This is a genomic window from Sporichthya sp. (genome assembly GCF_013815995.1).
Lineage (GTDB): Bacteria > Actinomycetota > Actinomycetes > Sporichthyales > Sporichthyaceae > Sporichthya.
Genome location: NZ_JACDFE010000052.1, coordinates 1 through 20,943, shown reverse-complemented (window position 1 = coordinate 20,943; position 20,943 = coordinate 1). Strand labels below are relative to the sequence as shown.

Here is a 20,943-nt window from a genome sequence, read left to right as displayed (position 1 = left end):
GCCCAGGCCGCCCCCGCCGCCGGGAGCAGCCGCAGGTCGATCCGCTCCCCCGCGCGCACCGGGCGACGCTAGGCGCGACGGCGCCCCTCGCCACCTGATCCGGCCGCGGCTGTGGACGAAAGCGAGCCCGGCGCAACCTGGGGACAACCGGCCCAACTTCTGCTGCGCGCCGCGCCCATGCGAGCCCTCGAAGGCGCGCCAGGCTTCAGATGGTGGGCAGGTCAGTCGGGACGGTAGGCCTCGGCGCGGTCCAGGTAGATCTGGCCCGGGGTGAGCTCGTTGCCGAAAAGCTCGGACACCGTGACGAAGGTGTACCCGCGGTTCGCCAAGGACTTCAGGATCCGCGGCACCGCCGCCACCGTGGTCGGGTGCACGTCGTGCAGCAGCACGATCGAGCCGGGCTGGACCTGGCTCATCACGCTGCGGTACACCCGGGTGGAATTGCGGTACTTCCAGTCCAGCGGGTCGACGTCCCACAGGACCGCCGGCGCGTTCAGGCGCCCGAGTTCGGCCGCCACCCGCTTGGAGATCGCGCCGTAGGGCGGGCGCACCAGGGTGGGCCGGGTCCCGAGGAGCCGCTCGATGAGCCGGGCCGTGCGGTTGATCTGGGTCTCGATCTGGCCGTTGCTGCTCGCGGTGAGCTGCGGGTGGGACCAGGAGTGATTACCGATCTCGTGCCCGGCCTCGGCGATCGCGCGCAGCCGGTCGGGGCTGTCCGCCACGACCTCACCGAGCGGGAACCAGGTGGCCAGCGCACCGGCGTCGGCCAGCATCCGGAGCAGCCGGTCGGTCTGGGCCCCTGGGCCGTCGTCGAAGGTGAGCGCCACGCACTTGAGGTGCCGGCAGTCGATGTCGCGGCCGTCCGTGGTGATGGGCTCGGTCGGCTCGTCGGGCACGAAGTCCTCAGGGCTGACGTCCGGGCCGAGCATGCCGCGGATCCGCGCGTTCTCGGCCTGACGCAGGGCCCGATCGCGCGCCTTGGCCTGTGCCTCGGACAGGACATCGGAGTCGCCTGGATCCAGGTTCTCTGCCGCCACGGGCGCGGCGGCGTCGTGACTTGCCGCGCTCAGGCTGTTGCCGGCCACCACAGCGATGGTGGAGACGGCGAGGACCGCGGCCGACAGGGCCGCGAGCACGGCGATCCGCCGTCCCCGGGTCTTCTCCTCCGCCACCGATTCTCCTGACCGCTAGGTCAGAGACAATCTCACAATCAGGGACATATGGGGTAAATCGGGCCTTTGATCACGACCGTTCGGTGTAAACTTTTCCGGGCCTCAGCTCTCCCCCGAAGAGTTCCGAGACGGTCACGAAGACGTAGCCGCGCTCGGCCAGCGCGCTCAGGATCCGCGGCACCGCGGCGACCGTGGTCGGGTGAACGTCGTGCAGCAGCACGATCGACCCCGGGCCGACCTGGCGCATCACGGCGGCGACCGTGGTCGGGTGAACGTCGTGCAGCAGCACGATCGACCCCGGGCCGACCTGGCGCATCACGTTCGCGTAGACGGTGTCGGCGTTGCGGTACTTCCAGTCCAGCGGGTCGACGTCCCACAGGATCACCGGGTCACCGAGCCGGCCAGGGTCCGCGGTCACCCGGGGTGAGATCGAGCCGTAGGGCGGACGCACCAGCGAAGGCCGGGTCCCGACCGTCCGCTCGATCTCGCGGGCGGCGCTTGTGATCTGAGTGTCGACGGCGTCGTCGTCGAGCGTGGTGAGTTGCGGGTGCGACCACGAGTGGTTGCCGATCTCGTGGCCGGCCCGAGCGATCGCGCGCAGCCGCTCCGGGCTGTCCGCCACGACCTCCCCGACCGGGAACCAGGTGGCCACGGCGGCGTAGCGATCCAGCATGTCGAGCAGGGTTCCCGTCTGCGCCCCGGGACCGTCGTCGAAGGTGATCGCGACGCACTTGACCGTGGCGCAGTCGACGTCGAGACCGTCGACGATCGGCGTGCCGAGGGAAGCGAGGGCGGCGTCCTCGGAGACGGTCGTGGTGTGCGGCAGGGTCCGCGCCTTCTCGACCTCCGCCGCAACCGGCACCGCGGTGTCACGGGACGCGGCGCGGTCGAGATCACGCGCGGCCATGGCGACACCGACGGACATCGCCACCACGAGCAGCGGTGCGATCACGAGGGCGACCAGTCGCCCCGACCACGCGGACAGCAGCGCTCTACCCACGGTTCCCCCAAGCCCGGAACCCCACCGGTGTCGCCAGAAACCGGTGCAGGGCCGAGCATGGAGGAGAATTCGGGCGGTGTGGTCCGGCTCTCACGCGAACGGCGCGATCCGAACTCGGCCATTCGGGTGATGTCGCGGAGTAGCGCCTGACGCGGTGTCAGACCGCTCCACCCACCGCGCCACAACGCCGACGGAGGCTGAGGCTGCACTTCGTTACGCCAGAGGCGTTCGGGATGCCCCAGGAGTCAGCCCACGTAACGAATTGCAGCCTCAGCCTCGGGCCGCGGTTGACTGCTGGAACCGGACGGTGGTCACACGCGTACGCGGTCCTTCAGGTCGGCGTAGGTGGCCGGACCGATCCCGGGAACCTCCTGCAGTTCCTCGACCGTGCTGAACCGGCCGTGTTCCTCGCGCCAGTCCAGGATCCGCTGAGCCAGCACCGGCCCCACCCCGGGCAGCCCGTCGAGATCGGCCAACGTCGCGGTGTTGAGGTTGACCTGCCCGCCGCTCGCGCCCACCGACGCGGACCCTGCCGACCCGGGGCTAGCCGACCCAGGTCTAGCCGACCCAGCCGCAACCGATCCCGCGGGTTCCAGCACCACCTGCTCGCCGTCGGAGAGCTGCCGGGCCAGGTTCAACGACGTCGTCGACACCCCCGACCGGGCCCCACCCGCCGCGCGCAGCGCGTCCAGCACGCGGGAACCCGACGGCAGTCGCACTACGCCGGGATGCCGCACCTTCCCCTGCACATCGACGACGATCTGCGCCGCCGCAGGCAACGCACCCGACGCCGGCCCCACGCCGCCGGGCGACGGCACCGGCGACCCCGTCGCAACCACCATCGCCGGGCCCACGTCCTCCACGTGTGGCCGCGACCGCACCACGACAGCACCCGCGAGCACGACCCCACCCAGCGCGATCACCGACAGCGCCGCCACCGCCCGCCGATCAATCCCCAGCCTCACCCCCGGAGGACCACCCTCGTCAGCGTCCGGCTCGGGCTCGGCCGGCGGCTCGACCGTGAACAGCTCACGGAGCCGCATCTCCGCCCGCGCCCGCGTCTCCGCAAGACGCCCGGAGGCCGAAGGCAAATGCACGCCCGCAACCTAGGCACGATCGGACCGCTCCCGGCCTCGGCGCCCGCGCCTGTGGACAGACCGGAGGCACCCGGCGACCTGGGGATAACCCGAGCCGAGCGGCCGGCGATCTACCCAGGTACGACGTTGACCAGCTTCGGCGGCCTGGCAACAACCGTGCGGACCGGTCGACCGTCGAGAGCCCGGACGACAGCCTCGGATGCGAGGGCGAGCTCGGTGAGCGCGGCCTCCGAGATGTCTGACGCCACCTCGAGCCGGTCCCGCACCTTGCCCTGGACCTGGACGACGCAGGTGACGGTGTCCTCGACCAGGAGCGCCGGATCCGCGACCGGGAACGGCTCGTAGGTCAGCGTGGAGGAGTGCCCGAGCTTGGCCCAGAGTTCCTCGGCGACGTGGGGGGTCAGCGGAGCGATCATCAGGACCAGCGACTCGGCCACCGAACGCGGCAACCCACCCTCGGCGCCCACCACCCGGGTCAGGTGGTTGTTGCACTCGGTCAGCTTCGCGATCGCGGTGTTGAAGCGCAGGTTCGCCATGTCGCGGGCGACACCGTCGATGGTGCGGGCCAGCAGGCGCGCGGTCGCGTCGTCGGGCGCCTTGTCCTGCACCCGCGGCTCGCCGGAGGACTCGTCGACGATGTTGCGCCACAGCCGCTGCAGCAGCCGGAACGAGCCGACCACCGCGCGGGTATCCCAGGGCCGGGAGACGTCCAGCGGGCCCATCGCCATCTCGTAGAGCCGCAGCGTGTCCGCGCCGTAGGTGTCGAACATGTCGTCGGGGGTCACCGAGTTCTTCAGTGACTTGCCCATTTTCCCGTACTCACGGGAGACGACCTCGCCGTTGTAGGTCCAGACCCCGTCCGGGCCCTCGACGACCTCCTCGGCGGGGACCAGGATGCCGCGGGCGTCGCGGTAGGCGAAGGCCTGGATGTAGCCCTGGTTGTACAGCCGGCGGAACGGTTCGGAGGAGGAGACGTGGCCCAGGTCGAACAGGACCTTGTGCCAGAAGCGCGCGTACAGCAGGTGCAGCACGGCGTGCTCGACGCCACCGACGTACAGGTCGACGCCGCCGGGGTCGCCCGCGCCGCGCGGACCCATCCAGTACTTCTCGACCTCGGGGTCGACGAAGACGTCGGGGTTGGTCGGGTCCAGGTAGCGCAGCTCGTACCAGCACGAGCCGGCCCACTGCGGCATCGTGTTGGTCTCGCGTCGGTACTCCTTGAGGCCGTCGCCCAGGTCGAGGGAGACCGTCGACCACTCGGTGGCGCGCGCCAGCGGTGACTCCGGATCTGACTCGGCGTCATCCAGCTCGAACGTGCGCGGGGAGTAGTCCTCGACCTCGGGCAGCTCGACCGGCAGCATCTCCTCCGGCAGGGCAACCACGCCGTGCTCGTCGTAGACCACCGGGAACGGCTCGCCCCAGTACCGCTGCCGGCTGAAGAGCCAGTCCCGCAGCTTGTACTGCACGGTGGCCTCGCCGACGCCCTTGGCCACCAACCACTCGGTGATGCGCTCCTTGGCCGCGGTCATGCTCAGGCCGTCGAGCGAGATCTCGGCGTTGGCCGAGTTGATCGAGACGCCCTCGCCCGTCCACGCGCCGTCGGCCCAGTCCTCCGGCGGCTGGACGGTGCGAACGATCGGCAACCCGAACGCCTCGGCGAAGGCCCAGTCCCGCTCGTCCTCGGCGGGCACGGCCATGATCGCGCCGGTGCCGTACCCCATCAGCACGTAGTCGGCGACGAAGACCGGGATCGGTTCGCGGTTGACCGGGTTGGTCGCGTACACACCGGTGAAGACGCCGGTCTTCACCTTCGAGTCCAACTGGCGCTCGACCTCGGACTTCGACATCGCTGCGGTCCGGTACGCCGCACCCGCTGCGGCCGGGGTCGGGTGCCCACCGGTCCAGGACTCGGGCAGCTCGCCCGGCCAGGCCGCGGGCAGTAGGTCGTCGACCAGTTCGTGCTCGGGCGCCAGCACCATGTAGGTCGCGCCGAACAGGGTGTCGGGCCGGGTGGTGAAGACGGTGATCGCCGCGTCCGAGCCGGCTGCGGTCTGCACCGCGAAGTCCACCCGCGCACCGTGCGAGCGCCCGATCCAGTTGCGCTGCATCAGCTTGATGGCGGCGGTCCACTCCAGGTCGTCCAGATCGGCGATCAGCCGGTCGGCGTAGGCGGTGATCCGCATCATCCACTGGCGCAGGTTGCGTTTGAAGACCGGGAAGTTGCCGCGCTCGCTGCGCCCGTCGGAGGTGATCTCCTCGTTCGCCAGCACCGTGCCCAGGCCTGGGCACCAGTTCACCGGCGCGTGCGAGAGGTAGGCGAGGCGGTGCGAGTCGACGATGTCGCGCCGCTCCCGCTCGGCCAACGCGGTCCAGGCGCGGCCGTCCGGGGTCGGGCGCGAGCCGTCGGCGTACTGCGCGATCAGCTCGTCGATCGGGCGCGCCTTGTCGACGTCGGTGTCGTACCAGGAATTGAAGATCTGCAGGAAGATCCACTGCGTCCACCGGTAGTAGTCGGTGTCCGTGGTGGAGATCGAACGGCGGGCGTCGTGGCCCAGCCCCAGCGCCCGCAGCTGCCGGCGCATGTTCGCGATGTTGGCCTCGGTGGTGACCCGCGGGTGCTGCCCGGTCTGGACCGCGTACTGCTCAGCGGGCAGCCCGAAGGCGTCGTAGCCCAGGCAGTGCAGGACGTTGTAACCGGTCATCCGCTTGTACCGACCGAACACGTCGGTGGCGATGTAACCGAGGGGGTGCCCGACGTGCAGGCCCGACCCCGAGGGGTACGGGAACATATCCATCACGAAAAGCTTCTCGCGCCCGGCGACCTTCTCGGGCTCGCCCATCGGGCCGGCCGGGTTCGGCGCCTCGAAGGTGCCCTCGGACTCCCAACGGTCCTGCCAGCGCCGTTCCAGATCGTTGGCCAGGGCAGCGGTGTAGCGGAACTTCGGGCTCTCGTCATTCACCGGGGCTTCGCCCGGGACCGGCTCGGCGGTGTCGCTCATTGGACTGAGTCTAGTGAGCGCGGCCGGGCCGGAGGCTCGCAAGCAGGTACGGCGCGAGCACGGCCGCGACCAGCACCCCGAGCACGGCGAAGGACCCGGCGGCCATCAGACCACCGGCCAGCAGGCCACCGATGGCGCCGGCCAAGTTCATCGACACGTCCGCACTGCCCTGCGCCCGCGCGCGGTCCTCGGGCGCGACCGCCGCGACGAGCAACGCCGAGGCGGCAACGAGCCCGGCGCTCCAGCCCAGCCCGATGAGAACCAGCCCGGCTCCGAGCACGCCCGGCTCGTGCTGGTCGGCCGACGCGCAGACCAGCGCACCGGCGAGGGAGATCACCGCGCCGGCCGACAGGACGCGGGTCGAGCCCCATCGGTCGACGAGGACGCCGAAGACCGGACTGAAGAGATACATGCCCGCCACGTGCGCACTGATCACCAGGCCGATCACCTGCAGGTCCGCACCGCCGTGGTCGAGATGGACCGGCGACATCGACATCACCGCGACCATCGACAGGTGCAGCAGGGCGACTCCGACCAGCGCGAAACGAGCCGCCGGAATCGCCCAGACGATTCCCCATCCGGTCCCGGAGGAGCGACCGGCCTGGGCTCCGATCAGTTCCCGGGCGCGCACCAGCGGGTCGGGGCGCAGCCGGCTCCAGACGACGACCGCGGCGGCGGCGTAGAGCACAGCACCGGTGAGGAACACGCCGGCGTTGCCGGACACAGCGGTGCGGTCGGTGAGATCCCGCGCCGGACCGGCCAGGTTCGGACCGGCGACCGCACCGAGCGTGCCCGCCCAGAGCACCGTGCCCACCGCTCGACCCCGCCGGTCCGGCTCGGCCAGGTCCGCGGCGGCGAAGCGGGCCGCCAGGCCGGTGGCCGACCCGATCCCGAAGCCGAGCATCCCGACCAGCAGCACCGGCCAGAATCCCAGTTCGACCCCGACCGCAGCGACCAGTGCGCCGACCGCGGCCAGCAGGTAACCGGAGCCGAGAGATCCACGACGCCCGCCGGAGTCGGCGATCCGCGCGAGCAGCGCCGAACCGATCGCCGCGCCCCCGGCGGTCGCGGTCAGGACCGCACCGCCGACGGCGTCGGAGCCGGAGATGTCGACCGCCGCGACGGCACCCACGGTGACGCCGAGCGAGATCGACACGGCGCCGAGGATCTGAGCACCCATCAGGACGCGAACCGTGTGGCGTTGGATCTCCGCCTGCCCCGCCAGGTCGGGGCGCGGCGAGACCGGTGACCCGCCCTGCTCCGTCGTCGACATGGGTACTCTGCCTCCTGGCGTCGTTGTACTGTCGCGGCCGGTCAGGCCGGGCAGCAACTCGTTTCCCCGGCCTGGGCTTCCGCTCCGGGCGCCGGTGCGGAGCACGTCATCGACTCCATCGAGGACATCGCGAACTGCTCGACGTCGGCCTTCTTGACGTACCACTCCCAGCGGTTGCCGTCCGGCGCATGCAGCCAGGTCTCGGCTTTCTCGGCGTAGCAGCACACGGCCTGGTCCACCCCGGTGGTCTGCAGACCGGCCGCCCGCAGGCGCGCGTCGGCCGCGGAGACCTCCTCGGCGGTCTCGGTCTCCACACCGAGGTGGTTGATGGTGCCCGCCGCGCCCGCGCCGGCGAACAGGATGAACTTGAGCGGCGGGTCGGCGATGACGAAGTTGGCGTAGCCGGGCCGGACCTTGACCGGCGAGGTGCCGAACATCCGGGAATAGAAGTCGATCGCCTCGTCGAGGTCGTCAACGTTGAGCGCCAGCTGGAGGTGCATCTCGATATCCTTCATTTCGACAGTCATCGATTCGATGATGGTCGAAACGTAGCGCGACGTTTCGATGTCTGTCAATATGTACTCGTGAACCTGCCGCTGACCGATGTGCCGATGACCCCGTGCTGTCCAGCGCTGGACCGCGGAGTCCTCAACGAGGCCGAGGCCGAGTCGCTGGCCGCAACCCTGAAGGTGCTCGCCGACCCGGTGCGGTTGCGCCTGGTCTCCATGCTGGTCGCAACGGAGGCGGGAGAGATCTGCGCGTGCGACCTCCCGGCCGCCCTCGGCCGCAGCCAGTCCACGGTCAGCCACCACCTGACGCAATTGGTGAACGCCGGCGTGCTGAACCGCGAGCAGCGGGGAAAGTGGGCGTGGTTCCGGCTCCAGCCCAGCCGACTGGCCGAGATCGCCGGGGCGCTCGCAGGTGGTCCCTCGCCTTCCCGAGCCTCCGCGCGGTAGGACCGCGCGGATTTCCAACCCGCTGACGCCGCCTCAGCGGTCGTCGGACAGGACCGGTTGGGGCAGCGTGCCCGCGTTGTGCTCGACCAGCACCCAGCGCGGACCCGCATCGCCGCCGGGGCGCTCGGAGAGCACCGACCAGCAGCAGTTGGACAGCCCGCCGAGGACCTTCCACATCTCCGGCGGCAGACCCACCAGGTGGGCGAGGAGGACGCGGCCCGCTCCGCCGTGGGTGACGGCGACCAGCGTGGAGCGGGGCGGCAGCGCACCGACCGCGTCGAGCACGGCAGCGACCGCGCGGTCGGCCACCTCGGTCATGTGTTCCCCGCCGCCGCGGCGCTCGAGGCCGCCGGCCAACCAGGCTGCGGCCTCGCCCGGGAAGAGCTCCTCGACCTCGGCCCGGGTGCGGCCCTGCCAGGACCCGAGGTAGGTCTCGCGCAGCCGCTCGTCGAGAGCGACCGGAAGCTCCGTCAGTTCGGACAGCGCTTCGGCCGTGGCCCGCGCCCGGCCCAGGTCGGAGGAGACGATCGCGGCCGGCTTCAGCCCAGCGAGCACCTGCGCGGCCCGGGCCGCCTGCTCCAGCCCGGTCGCGTCGAGATCGATGTCGGACTGGCCCTGGAAGCGGCCGTCGAAGTTCCACGCCGTCTGCCCGTGGCGCCAGACCACGATCCGGCGGCGGGCACTCGCGCCGGAGGCGGCCGTCATCGCCTCGCCCACACCGGCCAACCGCTTACTCACGATCAGGCCGAGCCGCGCATCCGGCCCATCCGCACGGCCTCCGGCAGCTCCACGCTCGGGCAGTCCTTCCAGAGCCGCTCGAGCGAGTAGTACATCCTGTCCTCGGCGTGCTGGACGTGCACGACGATCTCCGCGTAATCGAGCAGCACCCAACGGCCCTCGCGCTCGCCCTCGCGGCGCACCGGGCGCTCGCCGAGGCCCTTGAGACGGTGCTGGATCTCGTCGACCACCGCCTTGACCTGGCGGTCGTTCGAGGCGGAGCACAGCAGGAAGATGTCGGTGATGAACAGCTGATCGCTGACATCGAAGGCGAGGATGTCCTCAGCGAGTTTGTCGGCGGCGGCTTCCGCCGCGGCGATCGCCAGTTCGACTGCGCGGGGTGATGCGGTCAAGGCCCTCAGCTTCGGTCCGGGGCGGGTCCGCCCGTCTGGATCCAGCATGGCACGAGCCCGGCCCCTTGCCTCCCCGGGCCGTCGGTGCCACATTTCCCGCACCACGTTGCCGACGGAGGTACGCCGATGGCCACTCCGACTCCCCCGGTGGATCCGCCGGTGGAACCGCCCGCGGACCCGATTGCCGTGTTGCCGGCCGAGGCGGTCAAGGATCTGCTCGCGGACCCGGTCGCCGCTCCCGATCTGCCCGGCCCCGGGCTGGAAACCCCGCCGGTCGGTGCGGTTCCGATGCCGGCGCGCCCGGCTCCCTCGCTGACTGACCCCGGCGGAGCTTCCGCCCCGCAGCGTACCGTGCGCGCCCTATCGGCGATCAGCACGGTCGGGCCCATCTCCGGGATCTTCTTCGTCGCGCTGTTCCTGACCTCCTTCCTGACGATGAACACCCCGGAACCCGACGAGGGCAACCGGGCGTGGACCTCCTACTGGGAGGACAGCGGCAACCGCACCGCGGGGATGACGGCCTCGGTCGCGATGTTGCTGGCCGCCGTCGCGTTCCTCTGGCTGGTCGCCGCGCTGCGCCGCCGGCTCACGCCCGCGATCGGCACCGACGCCTTCTACGCCTCCGGGATCGCGGCCGGTGGACTGATGTTCGTCGCCGGGTTCGGCGCCGGGCTGATTCCCTTCGGGAACGAACTCGGCGACGTGCCGATCCCGGACGACGCGGACGTGATCCGGATGCTGGACGGGCTGTACCACGGCACGATCTTCCTGCCGCTGCCGTACGCCTTGGCCGGCTTCCTGATCCCGCTGTTCTTCGCGCTGCGCGGATCGTTCCTGGTGCCCCGATGGTTGGAGTACGCGACGTTGCTCGTGGGCGTGGTGTGCCTGACCGGGCCGCTGCTCTTCGTCGTGCCGCACGCGCTGTTCATGCTGTGGACCTTGGCGGTCAGCGTCACCCTGCTGCTGCGCGAACGCGACGTGCCGCCGCCCACGATCAGCCTTTGACGCTCAGCCCTTGACGCTCAGCCCTTGACGCTCAGCCCTTGACGCTCAGCCCTTGACGCTCAGCCCTTCACGGTGGGCGGAGCCACCAGCACGACGAGCACGTCCGCGGTGAACGGCACGTCGTCGGAGAGGCGCACGGCTGCGAGCGGCAGGCCCAGGGTGGTCGCGATCGACTCCCCCAGGGCTTGCGCGTCGGGCAGCGACGATCGCACCAGGACCACTCTGGTCGCGCCTGCGGGGGCGGTGCCGCCGTCGACGTACTCGAACCCGGCATTGAGCACGTCGGCCCGTACATCGGACTCCTTCACCCCGGCACCCGGGGCAAGCTGCACGAGAATCCGCGGGGTCGCATCCCCCCGGCCCTGACCCGGCTCACCCCCGAGCAGATCCCGCACCACCGGCAGCGCGGCGGTGACATCCAGCCCGTGCCCGGAGGCGTCCAGCGGCAGTGCCCCGACGCCGAGCCTGCCCGCGACGCCGTCCCGGGACAGCCCCGTTACCACCGCGCCGAGCAGGTCCACCGGGAGTCCGGGCGCGGCCAGGATGCCGAAGTCGACCAGCAGGTCGCGCCCAGCGGTGAACACGCCGGGGAACGCCGCAGCGATGGCGGGAAAGACGTCCTTCCCGCCGTCAGGGGTGCCCACGCGCTGCAGCGCCTGCGCGCCGCTCAACGTCTGGCCGGCGACGCGAAGCCCGCCCAGTCGGTCGACGAGCAGGGTGAACTCAGATCCGTCCAGCACCCAACTGCCCACCATCGGCACGCCGAGCAACTCGGCCAGTGCCTCCCGGGTCAGCGTCGGGCCGGCTTCGGCCAGCGCGCTGCGCACCGTCAGCCGGCCCTCGCCCTCCACCGGCAGCACGAGGTCCGCGGGCACCGTGACCAGGGCGCTGCGCCCGCCGCCCCGGCGGTCGTGCAGCAGGATCGCCGAACTCGTCGCCGAGGCGTCCGCACCCGAGACCTGCAGCAGGACAGCGACCCGGTCGCTCGGCATCAACGAGTGCCCGGTGTCGACCTTCTCCCCCGAGGACCACGGGCTCCACAGCACGACGGCGCCGACCAGAGCGACCAACCCGAGGGTGACCCCGATCAACGTGAGGCGTTCCCGGCGCTGCTCCCGGCGGTCGACCTTGCGGCCGGCGCGGGAGTTCATGAAGCTCAGCCAGCCGGAGACCTCGGGTGAGTCATCGGGGGACTCGTCGACGAAGGCGAACTGCTCGGTGGAGTAAGGCTTTTCGGCCTGCTCGGGCTCCTCGCTCACGGCGCGTAGAGCTGACGCTTGGCGATGTACTGCACCACCCCGTCCGGCATCAGGTACTGGATCGGCCGCCCCACCGCGACCCGCTCCCGGCAGTCGGTCGAGGAGATCGCCAGCGCGGGCACCTCGATCAGGCTGACCTTCGCTCCCGGCAGCCCCGGGTCGGAGAGCGGGTGTCCCGGTCGGGTGCAGCCCACGAAATGGGCGAGCGCGAACAGGGCCTCCGGGTCGCGCCAGGTGAGGAGGTCCGAGAGCGCGTCGGCGCCGGTGATGAAGTAGAACTCCGCGTCAGGGCCGCGTTCGGTGCGCAGGTCCTTCAGGGTGTCGATGGTGTAAGTCCGGCCCGGCCGGTCGATGTCGACCCGACTGACCGAGAACCGCGGATTCGATGCGGTCGCGATCACCGTCATCAGGTACCGGTCCTCGGCAGTGGAGACCTCCCGGCCTTCCTTCTGCCAGGGCTGGCCGGTCGGCACGAACACGACCTCGTCGAGCGCGAAGTAGTCGGCCACGGCCGCAGCGGCCACCAGGTGGCCGTGGTGGATCGGGTCGAAGGTGCCGCCCATCACTCCGAGGCGGGGGCCCCGCTCAGTCACTGCCGCAGCAGGGTCACTTGTTGCGGTTGAACGAGAGCGTCCCCAGCAGCAGCAGGGTGAGGAACACGAAGACCGAGACGCCGACCAGGTACGGCTCGTGCTCGGCGCGCTCGGCGCGCTCGGCCTCGGCGGCAACCACGAAGTTGGTCACGGTCTGCACGATCACGGCGTTGTTCTCCCAGCAGCAGTTGACGTGTTGCGACACAGCATTTCACGCCCGGGCCTTGGCAGAGTGGGCGGCATGCGCGTGCTTGTTCTCGGTGGCACCCGGTTCGTGGGCCGGGCCGTGGTCGACGACGCCCTGGCCCGGGGCTGGAAGGTCACCGCGGTGCACCGCGGCCTGACGGGCACCCTGCCCGCCGGCGTGCGCACCCTGAGGGCCGACCGGACCTCGCAGCCCGCCCTGACCGCTGCGCTCGGCGACGGGACCTGGGACGCGGTGGTGGACACCTGGGCGGGAGCACCCGCGGTGGCCGGACTGGCCGCGCGACTGCTGCGCGGGCGGGCGGCCCGGTACGGGTACGTCTCCTCGCTGTCGGCCTACGTCTGGGGCGCCCACGTCGATGAGTCCTCGCCGGTGGTGGCCGGGGACCCGGAGGCCCGGGGCGGGGACTACGCCGCGCTCAAACGGGGCGCCGAGCTGGCCGTGCTGGCCGTCTTCCCGGACGCGGTCCTGGCCCGGGCCGGGCTGATTCTCGGCCCGCACGAGGACATCGGCCGGCTGCCCTGGTGGCTGTCCCGGGTCGCTCGCGGCGGCCCGGTGGTGGCGCCCGGGCGCCCGGACCGTCCGCTGCAGTATGTGGACGCCCGCGACCTGGCCCGCTGGATGCTCGACAACCTGGCCGGGGACCTCTGCGGGGCGATTGCCGGCCCGGTCGACGTCATCAGCCGCTCCGGGCACAGCACCACCCGCGGCCTGCTGCAGGCCTGCGTCGACGTCACCGGCTCCGACGCCCGTCCCGTCTGGGTGGGCGAGGACGCCCTGGCAGCCGCCGGCGCCGAGCCGTGGACCCACCTGCCGTGCTGGGTTCCGGAGGCCGGCGAGTTCGCGGGGTTCCTGGAGTCGGACACCTCACTGGCCGCGGCCACCGGCCTGGTCTGCCGCCCCATCACCGACACCGTGGCGGACACCTGGGCCTGGCTCCAGGCCGAGGGCTGGCCCGTCCAGCGCCCCGACCGGCCCGTCCACGGCCTGCCGCCCGAGATCGAGGCCCAGCTCCTCGCCCCCTGACGCAGCAGAAGTTGGGGCTAGGGGCGGCAGCGCTTATGGACGAACATGGCCGTCGCCGGTGACGACGTACTTGGTGCTGGTCAGCTCGGGCAGGCCCATCGGACCGCGGGCGTGCAGCTTCTGGGTGGAGATGCCTATCTCGGCCCCGAAGCCGAACTCGCCACCGTCGGTGAAGCGGGTGGAGGCGTTCACCACGACGGCGGCGGCGTCCACGGCGGCGACGAAGCGCCGGGCGGCGGCCTGACTACGCGTCAGAATCGCCTCGGTGTGGCCGGACCCGTGCGCGCGGATGTGGGTGATCGCATCCTCGAGGGAGGGCACGACGGCGGCGGCGATGTCGAGGGAGAGGTACTCGGTGTCCCAGTCGTCGTCATTCGCGGCCACGACCGCGGAGCCGCCGAGGCGGGCGAACTCGGCGTCGCCGTGCACCGTGACGCCGGCCGCTCCCAGGGCGGCCATCGCCCGCGGGACGAACTCCGCGGCGACATCGGCGTGCACCAGCAGGGTCTCGGCCGCGTTGCAGACGCTGGGGCGCTGGACCTTGGCGTTGATCAGGATCTTCTCGGCGGCGTCGAGGTCGGCGTCGGCGTCGACGTAGACGTGGCAGTTGCCGACCCCGGTCTCGATCACCGGCACGGTCGACTCCTCGACCACGGACTTGATCAGCGCCGCGCCGCCGCGCGGGATCAGGACATCGACCAGGCCCCGGGCCCGCATGAGGTGCTTGACGGCCTCGTGGGTGTCACCGGGCACCAGCTGGACGGCGTCGGCCGGCAGGCCGGTGGTGACGATGCCGTCGCGCAGGGCGCCGACGATCGCGGTGTTGGAGGCCTTGGCCGACGACGAGCCGCGCAGCAGCACCGCGTTGCCGGACTTCAGGGCCAGGCCGGTGGCGTCGGCGGTCACGTTCGGGCGGGCCTCGTAGATGATCCCGACCACGCCGAACGGGACGCGGACCTGACGCAGTTCCAGGCCGTTGGGCAGCGTCGACCCGCGAACGACCTCGCCGACCGGATCGGGCAGGCCGGCCACGTCGCGTAGCCCCTGGGCCATCGCGGCGATCCGGCCGTCGTCCAGCCGCAGCCGGTCGATCATCGCCTCGGGCGTGCCGTTCGCCGCCGCCCGCTCGCAGTCGCCCGCATTGGCCTCAAGGACCGCCGGCGCGGCGGCGAGCAAGGCGTCGGCCATCGCCTGCAGGGCGGCGTCCTTGGTGGCCCGGGAGGCCACGGCCAGGTCGGTCGCGGCCACCCGCGCCCGTCGCGCGGCGTCCAGGACGGCGGTCTCGTCGTTCATGGCCCGAGTCTATTTGTAGTGCGGGACCGGACCCAGCTCGTGATCGCCGCCTCCGGGTCGGGCTTTCTGCACGCGGGGACGAACCCGGGACGTCCGATCAACCGTGAGCTATAGCGCTCGTTCGGTCGGACGCAAGCTCAGAACGGGCGGACTCCCGGGCTGACCAGCGGCGTTTGGCCGCCACGTTGCCGATAGGTCTCCCGGTCCACGACTTCCAGACCCACGACCGACCAGTTCGGCAGCCCGGCGCTGTTCCGGTGCTCACCCCACAGGCGCAGGGCCATCGCGAGCGCGTCGTGCACGTCCGGGGCCTCTTCCCAGTACCGGACCTCGGCCCGGTCGGAGGCGTAGCGCCCGGACATCAGAAACGGGTGGTCCAGGCCCAGTCGCTCCAGGCCGGCCCTGACCTCGTCGGTGGGGACCGAGGGCCCGGCCACCGTGACCGTCACGTGCCAGAGCCGTTCCTCGCCACCACCAAAGCCGCCGCCGCCGTCGACGGCACGCAGCCGTCCACGGAAACCGCCTGCGATCTCGTCCACCGTGGCCCTTCAGTCACGCTCAGTGCCGCAGAAGCACCAGATCGTCACGATGGACGATCTCACGCTCGTACGCCGGTCCCAGCTCTGCGGCGAGTTCCCGGGTCGAACGTCCCAACAGCCCCGGAATTTCTGCCGCATCAAAGTTGACCAGCCCGCGGGCCACCGCGTGACCGTTTTCGTCCAGAAGGTCCACCGGATCGCCCGCAGCGAACGCGCCGACCACCGCCGTCACGCCGGCCGGAAGCAGCGACTTGCGGCCGCCGACCACGGCCTTCACGGCGCCGGCATCGAGTTGCAGGGAGCCGCGAGGGGTGGCGGCGTGGGCCAGCCAGAGCAGCCGGGTCCCGGCCCGTCGGCCGGTGCGCGCGAAGAAGGTGCCGACCGGGTCGCCGGCCAGCGCATTCGCGGCGTTGGGAGCCGAGGCGAGCACCACCGGGATGCCCGCCGCGGTCGCGATCCGCGCCGCGTCGACCTTGGTGCTCATCCCGCCGGTGCCGACCCCGGCCGAACCGGCCCGGCCGAGCGTCACGCCGTCCAGATCAGCAGCCGAGCTGACCTCGGCGATCAGCCGCGCCCCGGGCTTGCGCGGGTCGCCGTCGTAGAGGCCGTCGACGTCGGAGAGCAGCACCAGCAGGTCGGCGTGCACCAGGTGCGCCACCAGCGCGGCCAGGCGGTCGTTGTCGCCGAAGCGGATCTCGTGCGTGGCCACGGTGTCGTTCTCGTTGACGATCGGGACCGCGCGCATCTCGAGCAGCCGGTAGAGGGTCCGCTGGGCGTTGAGGTGATGCGCCCGACGAATCATGTCCTCAGCGGTCAGCAGGACCTGACCAACCGTCAGATCGAAGCGGGCGAAGGATTGTGCGTACTGCGCGACCAGCAGGCCCTGCCCGACGCTGGCGGCGGCCTGTTGCGTAGCCAGGTCCTTGGGTCGGCGCTTCAACCCCAGCGGCGCGAGGCCGGCCGCGATGGCTCCGGAGGACACCAGCACGACTTCCACCCCCGCCTTGCGGCAGGAGCCGATGGCGTCGACCAGGGCGTCGACCCGGGCGTTGTCCAGACCGCCCGCGGTCGTGGTCAGCGAGGACGAGCCGATCTTGACCACGACGCGGCGGGCCGCGAGCACGTCCGCCCGCTGGCTCACCGACCCTCCAGGCGTAGGTCCGTCCCGCGTCGGCCGGGCAGGAACTCGGCGCCGGCGCTGATCATGGGCTCCCAGTCGAAGACCACGGCGTCCTCGCCGAGCCCGTCCCCGCGCCCGCCGATGATGACGGTGTCGCCCTCGTGGGCGCCCAGCTTGAACAACTGCTCCTCGACGCCGAGCCGGGCGAGGCGGTCGCCCAGGTAACCCACGGCTTCGGGGTTGGAGAAGTTGGTCTGCTTCACCCAGCGCTGCGGCTTCTCCCCGCGCACCACGTAGGCCGGTCCCGCCGGGGTCTGCTCGAGGGTGACGCTGAACCCGGAGTCCCCCTTGGCGGCCGGGCGCAACACGATGCGCTCCGGTTGGGCCGCCGGGGCGGCGGCCCGGGCCGCGGTGACCAGCTCACCCAGGGCGAAGCCGAGCGCCCGCAGGCCGTCGTGGCTGACCGCGCTGACTTCCAGCACCGCCAGCCCGCGGGCCTCAAGCTCGGGACGGACGAGCTCGGCCAGCTCCCGCCCCTCGGGGATGTCGACCTTGTTCAGGGCCACGATCCGGGGCCGGTCGGCCAGCCCGCCGTAGGCCGCGAGCTCGGCCTCGATCACGTCGAGGTCGGAGATCGGGTCGCGGCCGGGTTCGAGGGTCGCGCAGTCGAGCACATGCACCAGCACCGAGCAGCGCTCGACGTGGCGCAGGAACTCCAACCCGAGGCCCTTGCCCTGGCTGGCGCCGGGGATGAGGCCGGGCACGTCGGCGATCGTGTAGCGGGTGTCGCCGGCCTGCACGACGCCGAGGTTGGGCACCAGGGTGGTGAACGGGTAGTCGGCGATCTTGGGCCGGGCTGCGGACATCGACCCGATCAGCGAGGACTTGCCCGCGCTCGGGTAGCCGACCAGCGCCACGTCGGCGACGGTCTTCATCTCCAGCTCGACCGAGAGCGACTCCCCCGGCTCGCCGAGCAGCGCGAATCCAGGAGCCTTGCGTCGCTTCGAGGCCAGCGCGGCATTGCCCAGCCCGCCGCGTCCGCCCTTGGCCAGCACGAAGCGGGTGCCGACCCCCACCATGTCGACGACGAAGTCCCCGGCGGTGGTGGTCACCAGCGTGCCGTCCGGGACGAAGAGCACCACCTCGGCGCCGTCGGCACCGCTGCGGTTGTTGCCCTCGCCGGGCTTGCCGTTGCCGCCCTTGCGGTGCGGGGTGTGGTGGTAGTCCAGCAGCGTCGTCACGCCCTGCTCGACCACGAGCACGACGTCGCCGCCCCGCCCGCCGTTGCCGCCGTCGGGGCCGCCGAGGGGCCGGAACTTCTCGCGGAGGACCGAGGCGCAGCCGTCACCGCCGTCGCCCGCCGCGACATGCAGCACCACGCGGTCGACGAAGGTCGTCATGTGCGCCTCCTTCCGAGGTCGAGTTCCACCACTGATCGGGGCCGAACATGCCGCGAGGGTGGCCAGGGAACCCCCGGCCACCCTCGCTAGAGCTGTCTGCGTGCGGTCGTTACTCCGCCGGAACTGCGACGGCAGTGACGATGTTGACGACGCGGCGTCCGCGCCGGGTACCGAACTGAACGGCGCCGGGAGCCAGCGCGAACAGGGTGTCGTCGCCGCCGCGGCCGACGTTCTCGCCCGGGTGGAAGTGGGTGCCGCGCTGGCGCACGATGATCTCGCCGGCGTTGACCTGCTGGCCGCCGAAGCGCTTCACGCCGAGTCGCTGCGCGTTGGAGTCACGACCGTTGCGGGTCGAGGACGCGCCCTTCTTGTGTGCCATGTCGTGCCCCCTACTTCCCGGTCGCAGCGCCGGCAGAAATGCCGGTGATCTTCACCTGGGTCAGCTTGGCCCGGTGACCACCGCGGACGCGGTGCCCGGACTTGTTCTTGTAATGCAGGATGTGGATCTTGGGACCCTTGGTGTGAGCAACCACCTCGGCGGTCACCTTCACCTTGGCCAGAGTGGCGGCGTCGGAGGTCACGTTCGACCCGTCGACCAGCAGGACGGCGGGCAACTCGACCGTGGAGCCGGGCTCGCCGCTGACGCGGTCGAGCTCGAAAACGTCGCCAGTGGCGACCTTCTCCTGACGGCCGCCGGCGCGGACGATCGCGTACACCGCGGGCTCACTCTCTGTGGATCGGAAAACGTTGACAGGGCGCGCAAGATCAGGACGCTGCTGCGCCGACGGGTCAGGCTACCCGAGGCGTGCGGTTTGCCTCAAACCGAGATGGGTTGGGGCTCCTTGGCCGGGGAGGTGGCCCGGCGTCGACGCCGGGCCGGCTTGGCCTCCGGCTCGCCCGCAGCCGCGTCCGGATCGTCCGGAGAGGCGGTCACCACGACCGGCCCGACGGTCGGTTCTGCGGAGGCAGCCACCGCGACGGCTTCCGCCGTCCCGGCCCCGTCGCCGGCGTCGATCTCGACGCTGGCCAGGACCGGGGCGTCCTCGACGACCGCGTCGGACTCCGACTCGGCTTCCAGGGCAAGCGCCTCGTCGGGCAGGTCCGTCGCGTCGCCGGCCTCACCCTTGCCGCGCCCGCGCCGGCGCCGGGAGGACCGGCTGGCCGCAGGTGCGTCCGGGTCGCCGGGCTGGCGCTGGGGCAGCGAGCCGGACGGACCGGGCTTGGGGATCGAGGCGGCGCGCTGCGGCTGGTCGGTGCGGATCATGATGCCGCGCCCGCTGCAGTGCTCGCAGGTGTGCGAGAACGCCTCCAGCAGGCCCTGGCCGATCTTCTTGCGGGTCATCTGGACCAGGCCGAGCGAGGTGACCTCGGCGACCTGGTGCTTGGTCCGGTCCCGGCCCAGGCACTCCACCAGGCGGCGCAGCACCAGGTCGCGGTTGTTCTCCAGGACCATGTCGATGAAGTCGACGACGATGATGCCGCCGATGTCCCGCAGCCGGAGCTGGCGGACGATCTCCTCGGCCGCCTCCAGGTTGTTGCGGGTGACGGTCTCCTCGAGGTTGCCGCCCTGGCCGGTGAACTTTCCGGTGTTGACGTCGACCACGGTCATGGCCTCGGTGCGGTCGATCACCAGCGATCCGCCCGAGGGCAGCCAGACCTTGCGGTCCAGGCCCTTGAGGATCTGCTCGTCGATGCGGTGCGCGGCGAACACGTCGTCCGTACCGGTCCACCTGGTCACGCGGTCGGCCAGGTCCGGCGCGGCGTGCGAGACGTACTCGGAGATCTCGTCCCACGCCTCGTCGCCACCGACCACGAGGGAGCCGAAGTCGGAGTTGAAGATGTCGCGGACCACGCGGATGGTCAGGTCCGGCTCACCGAGCAGCAGCGCCGGCGCGGACGCCGTCTTGGCCTTCTTCTCGATGGCCTCCCACTGCTTCGCCAGGCGAGCGACGTCGTTGGCCAGCTCCTCCTCCGAGGCGCCCTCGGCGGCGGTGCGGATGATGACGCCGGCGTTCTCGGGGACGACCTTCTTCAGAATCGACTTGAGCCGGGAACGCTCCGTGTCGGGCAGCTTGCGGCTGATGCCGGTCATCGAGCCCTCGGGCACGTAGACCAGGTAGCGGCCGGGCAGGCTGATCTGGCTGGTCAGCCGGGAGCCCTTGTGCCCGATCGGGTCCTTGGTGACCTGGACCAGCACGGACTGGCCGGACTTGAGCGCGTGCTCGATCCGCTTCGGCTGGCCCTCCATGCCCTCGAAGTTGACCTCGCCCGCGTAGAGCACGGCGTTGCGACCCTTGCCGATGTCGACGAACGCGGCCTCCATGGACGGGAGCACGTTCTGCACCCGGCCGAGGAAAACGGTGCCCATCAGCGAGGTCGAGTCGACCTTGTTGACGTAGTGCTCGACCAGGACACCGTCCTCCAGGACGGCGATCTGGGTGCGCTCCTTGCCCTGGCGGACCACCATGACGCGGTCGACGGCCTCGCGGCGGGCCAGGAACTCGGCCTCGGTGATGATCGGGACCCGGCTCCGGCCGGCCTCCCGGCCCTCCCGGCGGCGCTGCTTCTTGGCCTCCAGGCGGGTAGAGCCGCGGACCGAGGTGACGCCGTCGGAGGCGCGGTCACGGTCACGGTCGCCGGATCCGGCGCGTGAGGACCGGACGCGGGTGACGGTCTGCTCGGGGTCCTCCGAGCTGGGATCCCCGGGCTCGCCCCGGCGGCGGCGACGGCGGCGACGGCTGGTACCGCCCTCGCCGGACTCGTCGGCGGAGTCCTCAGCCGGGGTGCTGTCCTCGGTGTCGGAAGCCTCGGCGGGCTCGCCACCCTCGTCGTCCTCGCCCGGGCGGCCCCCGCGGCCACGGCGGCCACGGCCACCC

The 20,943-nt window shown here is 71.5% G+C and carries 21 protein-coding genes; 3 read left to right on the top strand and 18 right to left on the bottom strand.

From position 1 onward, the window contains the following. Window positions 1–221 precede the first annotated feature (221 nt). The 6 genes from H0X00_RS08340 to H0X00_RS08315 all read right to left on the bottom strand — a co-directional run bounded on the left by H0X00_RS08340 (window position 222) and on the right by H0X00_RS08315 (window position 8,068). Entirely contained in the window at window positions 222–1,172 is a 951-nt protein-coding gene (locus H0X00_RS08340) for a polysaccharide deacetylase family protein (RefSeq protein WP_293768961.1), read from the bottom strand. Window positions 1,173–1,242: 70 nt separating this feature from the next. Then, complete coding sequence (locus tag H0X00_RS08335; RefSeq protein WP_293768959.1) at window positions 1,243–2,172, bottom strand: polysaccharide deacetylase family protein; 930 nt, start codon at window positions 2,170–2,172, stop codon at window positions 1,243–1,245. 311 nt (window positions 2,173–2,483) lie between these two features. Next, the gene (locus H0X00_RS08330) at window positions 2,484–3,269 is read right to left on the bottom strand and encodes a helix-hairpin-helix domain-containing protein (protein ID WP_293768957.1); all 786 of its coding nucleotides are present in this window, start codon (window positions 3,267–3,269) and stop codon (window positions 2,484–2,486) included. Window positions 3,270–3,379: 110 nt separating this feature from the next. Next, the gene (leuS, locus tag H0X00_RS08325) at window positions 3,380–6,268 is read right to left on the bottom strand and encodes a leucine--tRNA ligase (RefSeq protein ID WP_293768955.1); all 2,889 of its coding nucleotides are present in this window, start codon (window positions 6,266–6,268) and stop codon (window positions 3,380–3,382) included. A 10-nt stretch (window positions 6,269–6,278) separates the two neighbouring features. Further along, window positions 6,279–7,541: an MFS transporter gene (locus tag H0X00_RS08320; protein ID WP_293768953.1), complete on the bottom strand. Its 1,263-nt coding sequence runs from the start codon at window positions 7,539–7,541 to the stop codon at window positions 6,279–6,281. 41 nt (window positions 7,542–7,582) lie between these two features. Continuing rightward, complete coding sequence (locus tag H0X00_RS08315; protein WP_293768951.1) at window positions 7,583–8,068, bottom strand: ArsI/CadI family heavy metal resistance metalloenzyme; 486 nt, start codon at window positions 8,066–8,068, stop codon at window positions 7,583–7,585. Between the two features lie 57 nt (window positions 8,069–8,125). On the opposite strand from H0X00_RS08315, the gene H0X00_RS08310 reads away from it, so the two are divergent. Then, on the top strand, window positions 8,126–8,497 hold the full coding sequence (locus H0X00_RS08310; protein WP_293768949.1) for a metalloregulator ArsR/SmtB family transcription factor: 372 nt from the start codon (window positions 8,126–8,128) through the stop codon (window positions 8,495–8,497). Between the two features lie 33 nt (window positions 8,498–8,530). On the opposite strand, the gene H0X00_RS08305 is transcribed toward H0X00_RS08310, so the two are convergent. Continuing rightward, complete coding sequence (locus H0X00_RS08305; RefSeq protein WP_367186504.1) at window positions 8,531–9,202, bottom strand: histidine phosphatase family protein; 672 nt, start codon at window positions 9,200–9,202, stop codon at window positions 8,531–8,533. 35 nt (window positions 9,203–9,237) lie between these two features. After that, window positions 9,238–9,627 (bottom strand): ribosome silencing factor, encoded by a 390-nt coding sequence (gene rsfS, locus H0X00_RS08300; RefSeq protein WP_293768945.1) that lies wholly within the window; start codon window positions 9,625–9,627, stop codon window positions 9,238–9,240. Window positions 9,628–9,753: 126 nt separating this feature from the next. Here rsfS and H0X00_RS08295 point away from each other — a divergent pair, with 126 nt between their 5' ends. Continuing rightward, window positions 9,754–10,632 carry a hypothetical protein gene (locus H0X00_RS08295; protein WP_293768943.1) on the top strand — a complete coding sequence of 293 codons (879 nt, stop codon included), beginning with the start codon at window positions 9,754–9,756 and terminating at the stop codon, window positions 10,630–10,632. 59 nt (window positions 10,633–10,691) lie between these two features. Here the strand turns inward: H0X00_RS08295 and H0X00_RS08290 are convergent, their stop codons facing one another. The 3 genes from H0X00_RS08290 to H0X00_RS08280 are packed head-to-tail and all read right to left on the bottom strand — an operon-like array spanning window position 10,692 to window position 12,689. Next, complete coding sequence (locus H0X00_RS08290) at window positions 10,692–11,891, bottom strand: hypothetical protein (RefSeq protein ID WP_293768941.1); 1,200 nt, start codon at window positions 11,889–11,891, stop codon at window positions 10,692–10,694. Next, window positions 11,888–12,484, bottom strand: a complete 597-nt coding sequence (nadD, locus tag H0X00_RS08285) for a nicotinate-nucleotide adenylyltransferase (RefSeq protein WP_293768939.1) — start codon at window positions 12,482–12,484, stop codon at window positions 11,888–11,890. Before nadD ends, H0X00_RS08290 begins: the two co-directional genes overlap by 4 nt. Window positions 12,485–12,497: 13 nt before the next feature. After that, window positions 12,498–12,689, bottom strand: coding sequence for a hypothetical protein (locus tag H0X00_RS08280; protein WP_293768937.1), 192 nt, complete (start codon window positions 12,687–12,689; stop codon window positions 12,498–12,500). 36 nt (window positions 12,690–12,725) lie between these two features. On the opposite strand from H0X00_RS08280, the gene H0X00_RS08275 reads away from it, so the two are divergent. Further along, on the top strand, window positions 12,726–13,715 hold the full coding sequence (locus tag H0X00_RS08275) for an NAD-dependent epimerase/dehydratase family protein (RefSeq protein WP_293768935.1): 990 nt from the start codon (window positions 12,726–12,728) through the stop codon (window positions 13,713–13,715). Between the two features lie 33 nt (window positions 13,716–13,748). Here the strand turns inward: H0X00_RS08275 and H0X00_RS08270 are convergent, their stop codons facing one another. The 7 genes from H0X00_RS08270 to H0X00_RS08240 all read right to left on the bottom strand — a co-directional run. Then, the gene (locus tag H0X00_RS08270; protein ID WP_293768933.1) at window positions 13,749–15,008 is read right to left on the bottom strand and encodes a glutamate-5-semialdehyde dehydrogenase; all 1,260 of its coding nucleotides are present in this window, start codon (window positions 15,006–15,008) and stop codon (window positions 13,749–13,751) included. Between the two features lie 137 nt (window positions 15,009–15,145). After that, on the bottom strand, window positions 15,146–15,514 hold the full coding sequence (locus tag H0X00_RS08265) for a hypothetical protein (protein WP_367186503.1): 369 nt from the start codon (window positions 15,512–15,514) through the stop codon (window positions 15,146–15,148). Window positions 15,515–15,566: 52 nt separating this feature from the next. Beyond that, window positions 15,567–16,670 (bottom strand): glutamate 5-kinase, encoded by a 1,104-nt coding sequence (gene proB / locus H0X00_RS08260; RefSeq protein WP_367186502.1) that lies wholly within the window; start codon window positions 16,668–16,670, stop codon window positions 15,567–15,569. A gap of 14 nt (window positions 16,671–16,684) precedes the next feature. Next, on the bottom strand, window positions 16,685–18,067 hold the full coding sequence (gene obgE, locus H0X00_RS08255) for a GTPase ObgE (protein WP_293768927.1): 1,383 nt from the start codon (window positions 18,065–18,067) through the stop codon (window positions 16,685–16,687). Window positions 18,068–18,176: 109 nt separating this feature from the next. Then, window positions 18,177–18,446 (bottom strand): 50S ribosomal protein L27, encoded by a 270-nt coding sequence (gene rpmA / locus H0X00_RS08250; RefSeq protein WP_293768925.1) that lies wholly within the window; start codon window positions 18,444–18,446, stop codon window positions 18,177–18,179. Window positions 18,447–18,456: 10 nt separating this feature from the next. Further along, window positions 18,457–18,783 carry a 50S ribosomal protein L21 gene (rplU, locus tag H0X00_RS08245; RefSeq protein ID WP_293768923.1) on the bottom strand — a complete coding sequence of 109 codons (327 nt, stop codon included), beginning with the start codon at window positions 18,781–18,783 and terminating at the stop codon, window positions 18,457–18,459. A gap of 101 nt (window positions 18,784–18,884) precedes the next feature. Further along, window positions 18,885–20,943: ribonuclease E/G (locus H0X00_RS08240; RefSeq protein WP_293768921.1), on the bottom strand; the 2,059-nt coding region annotated here is incomplete at its 5' end.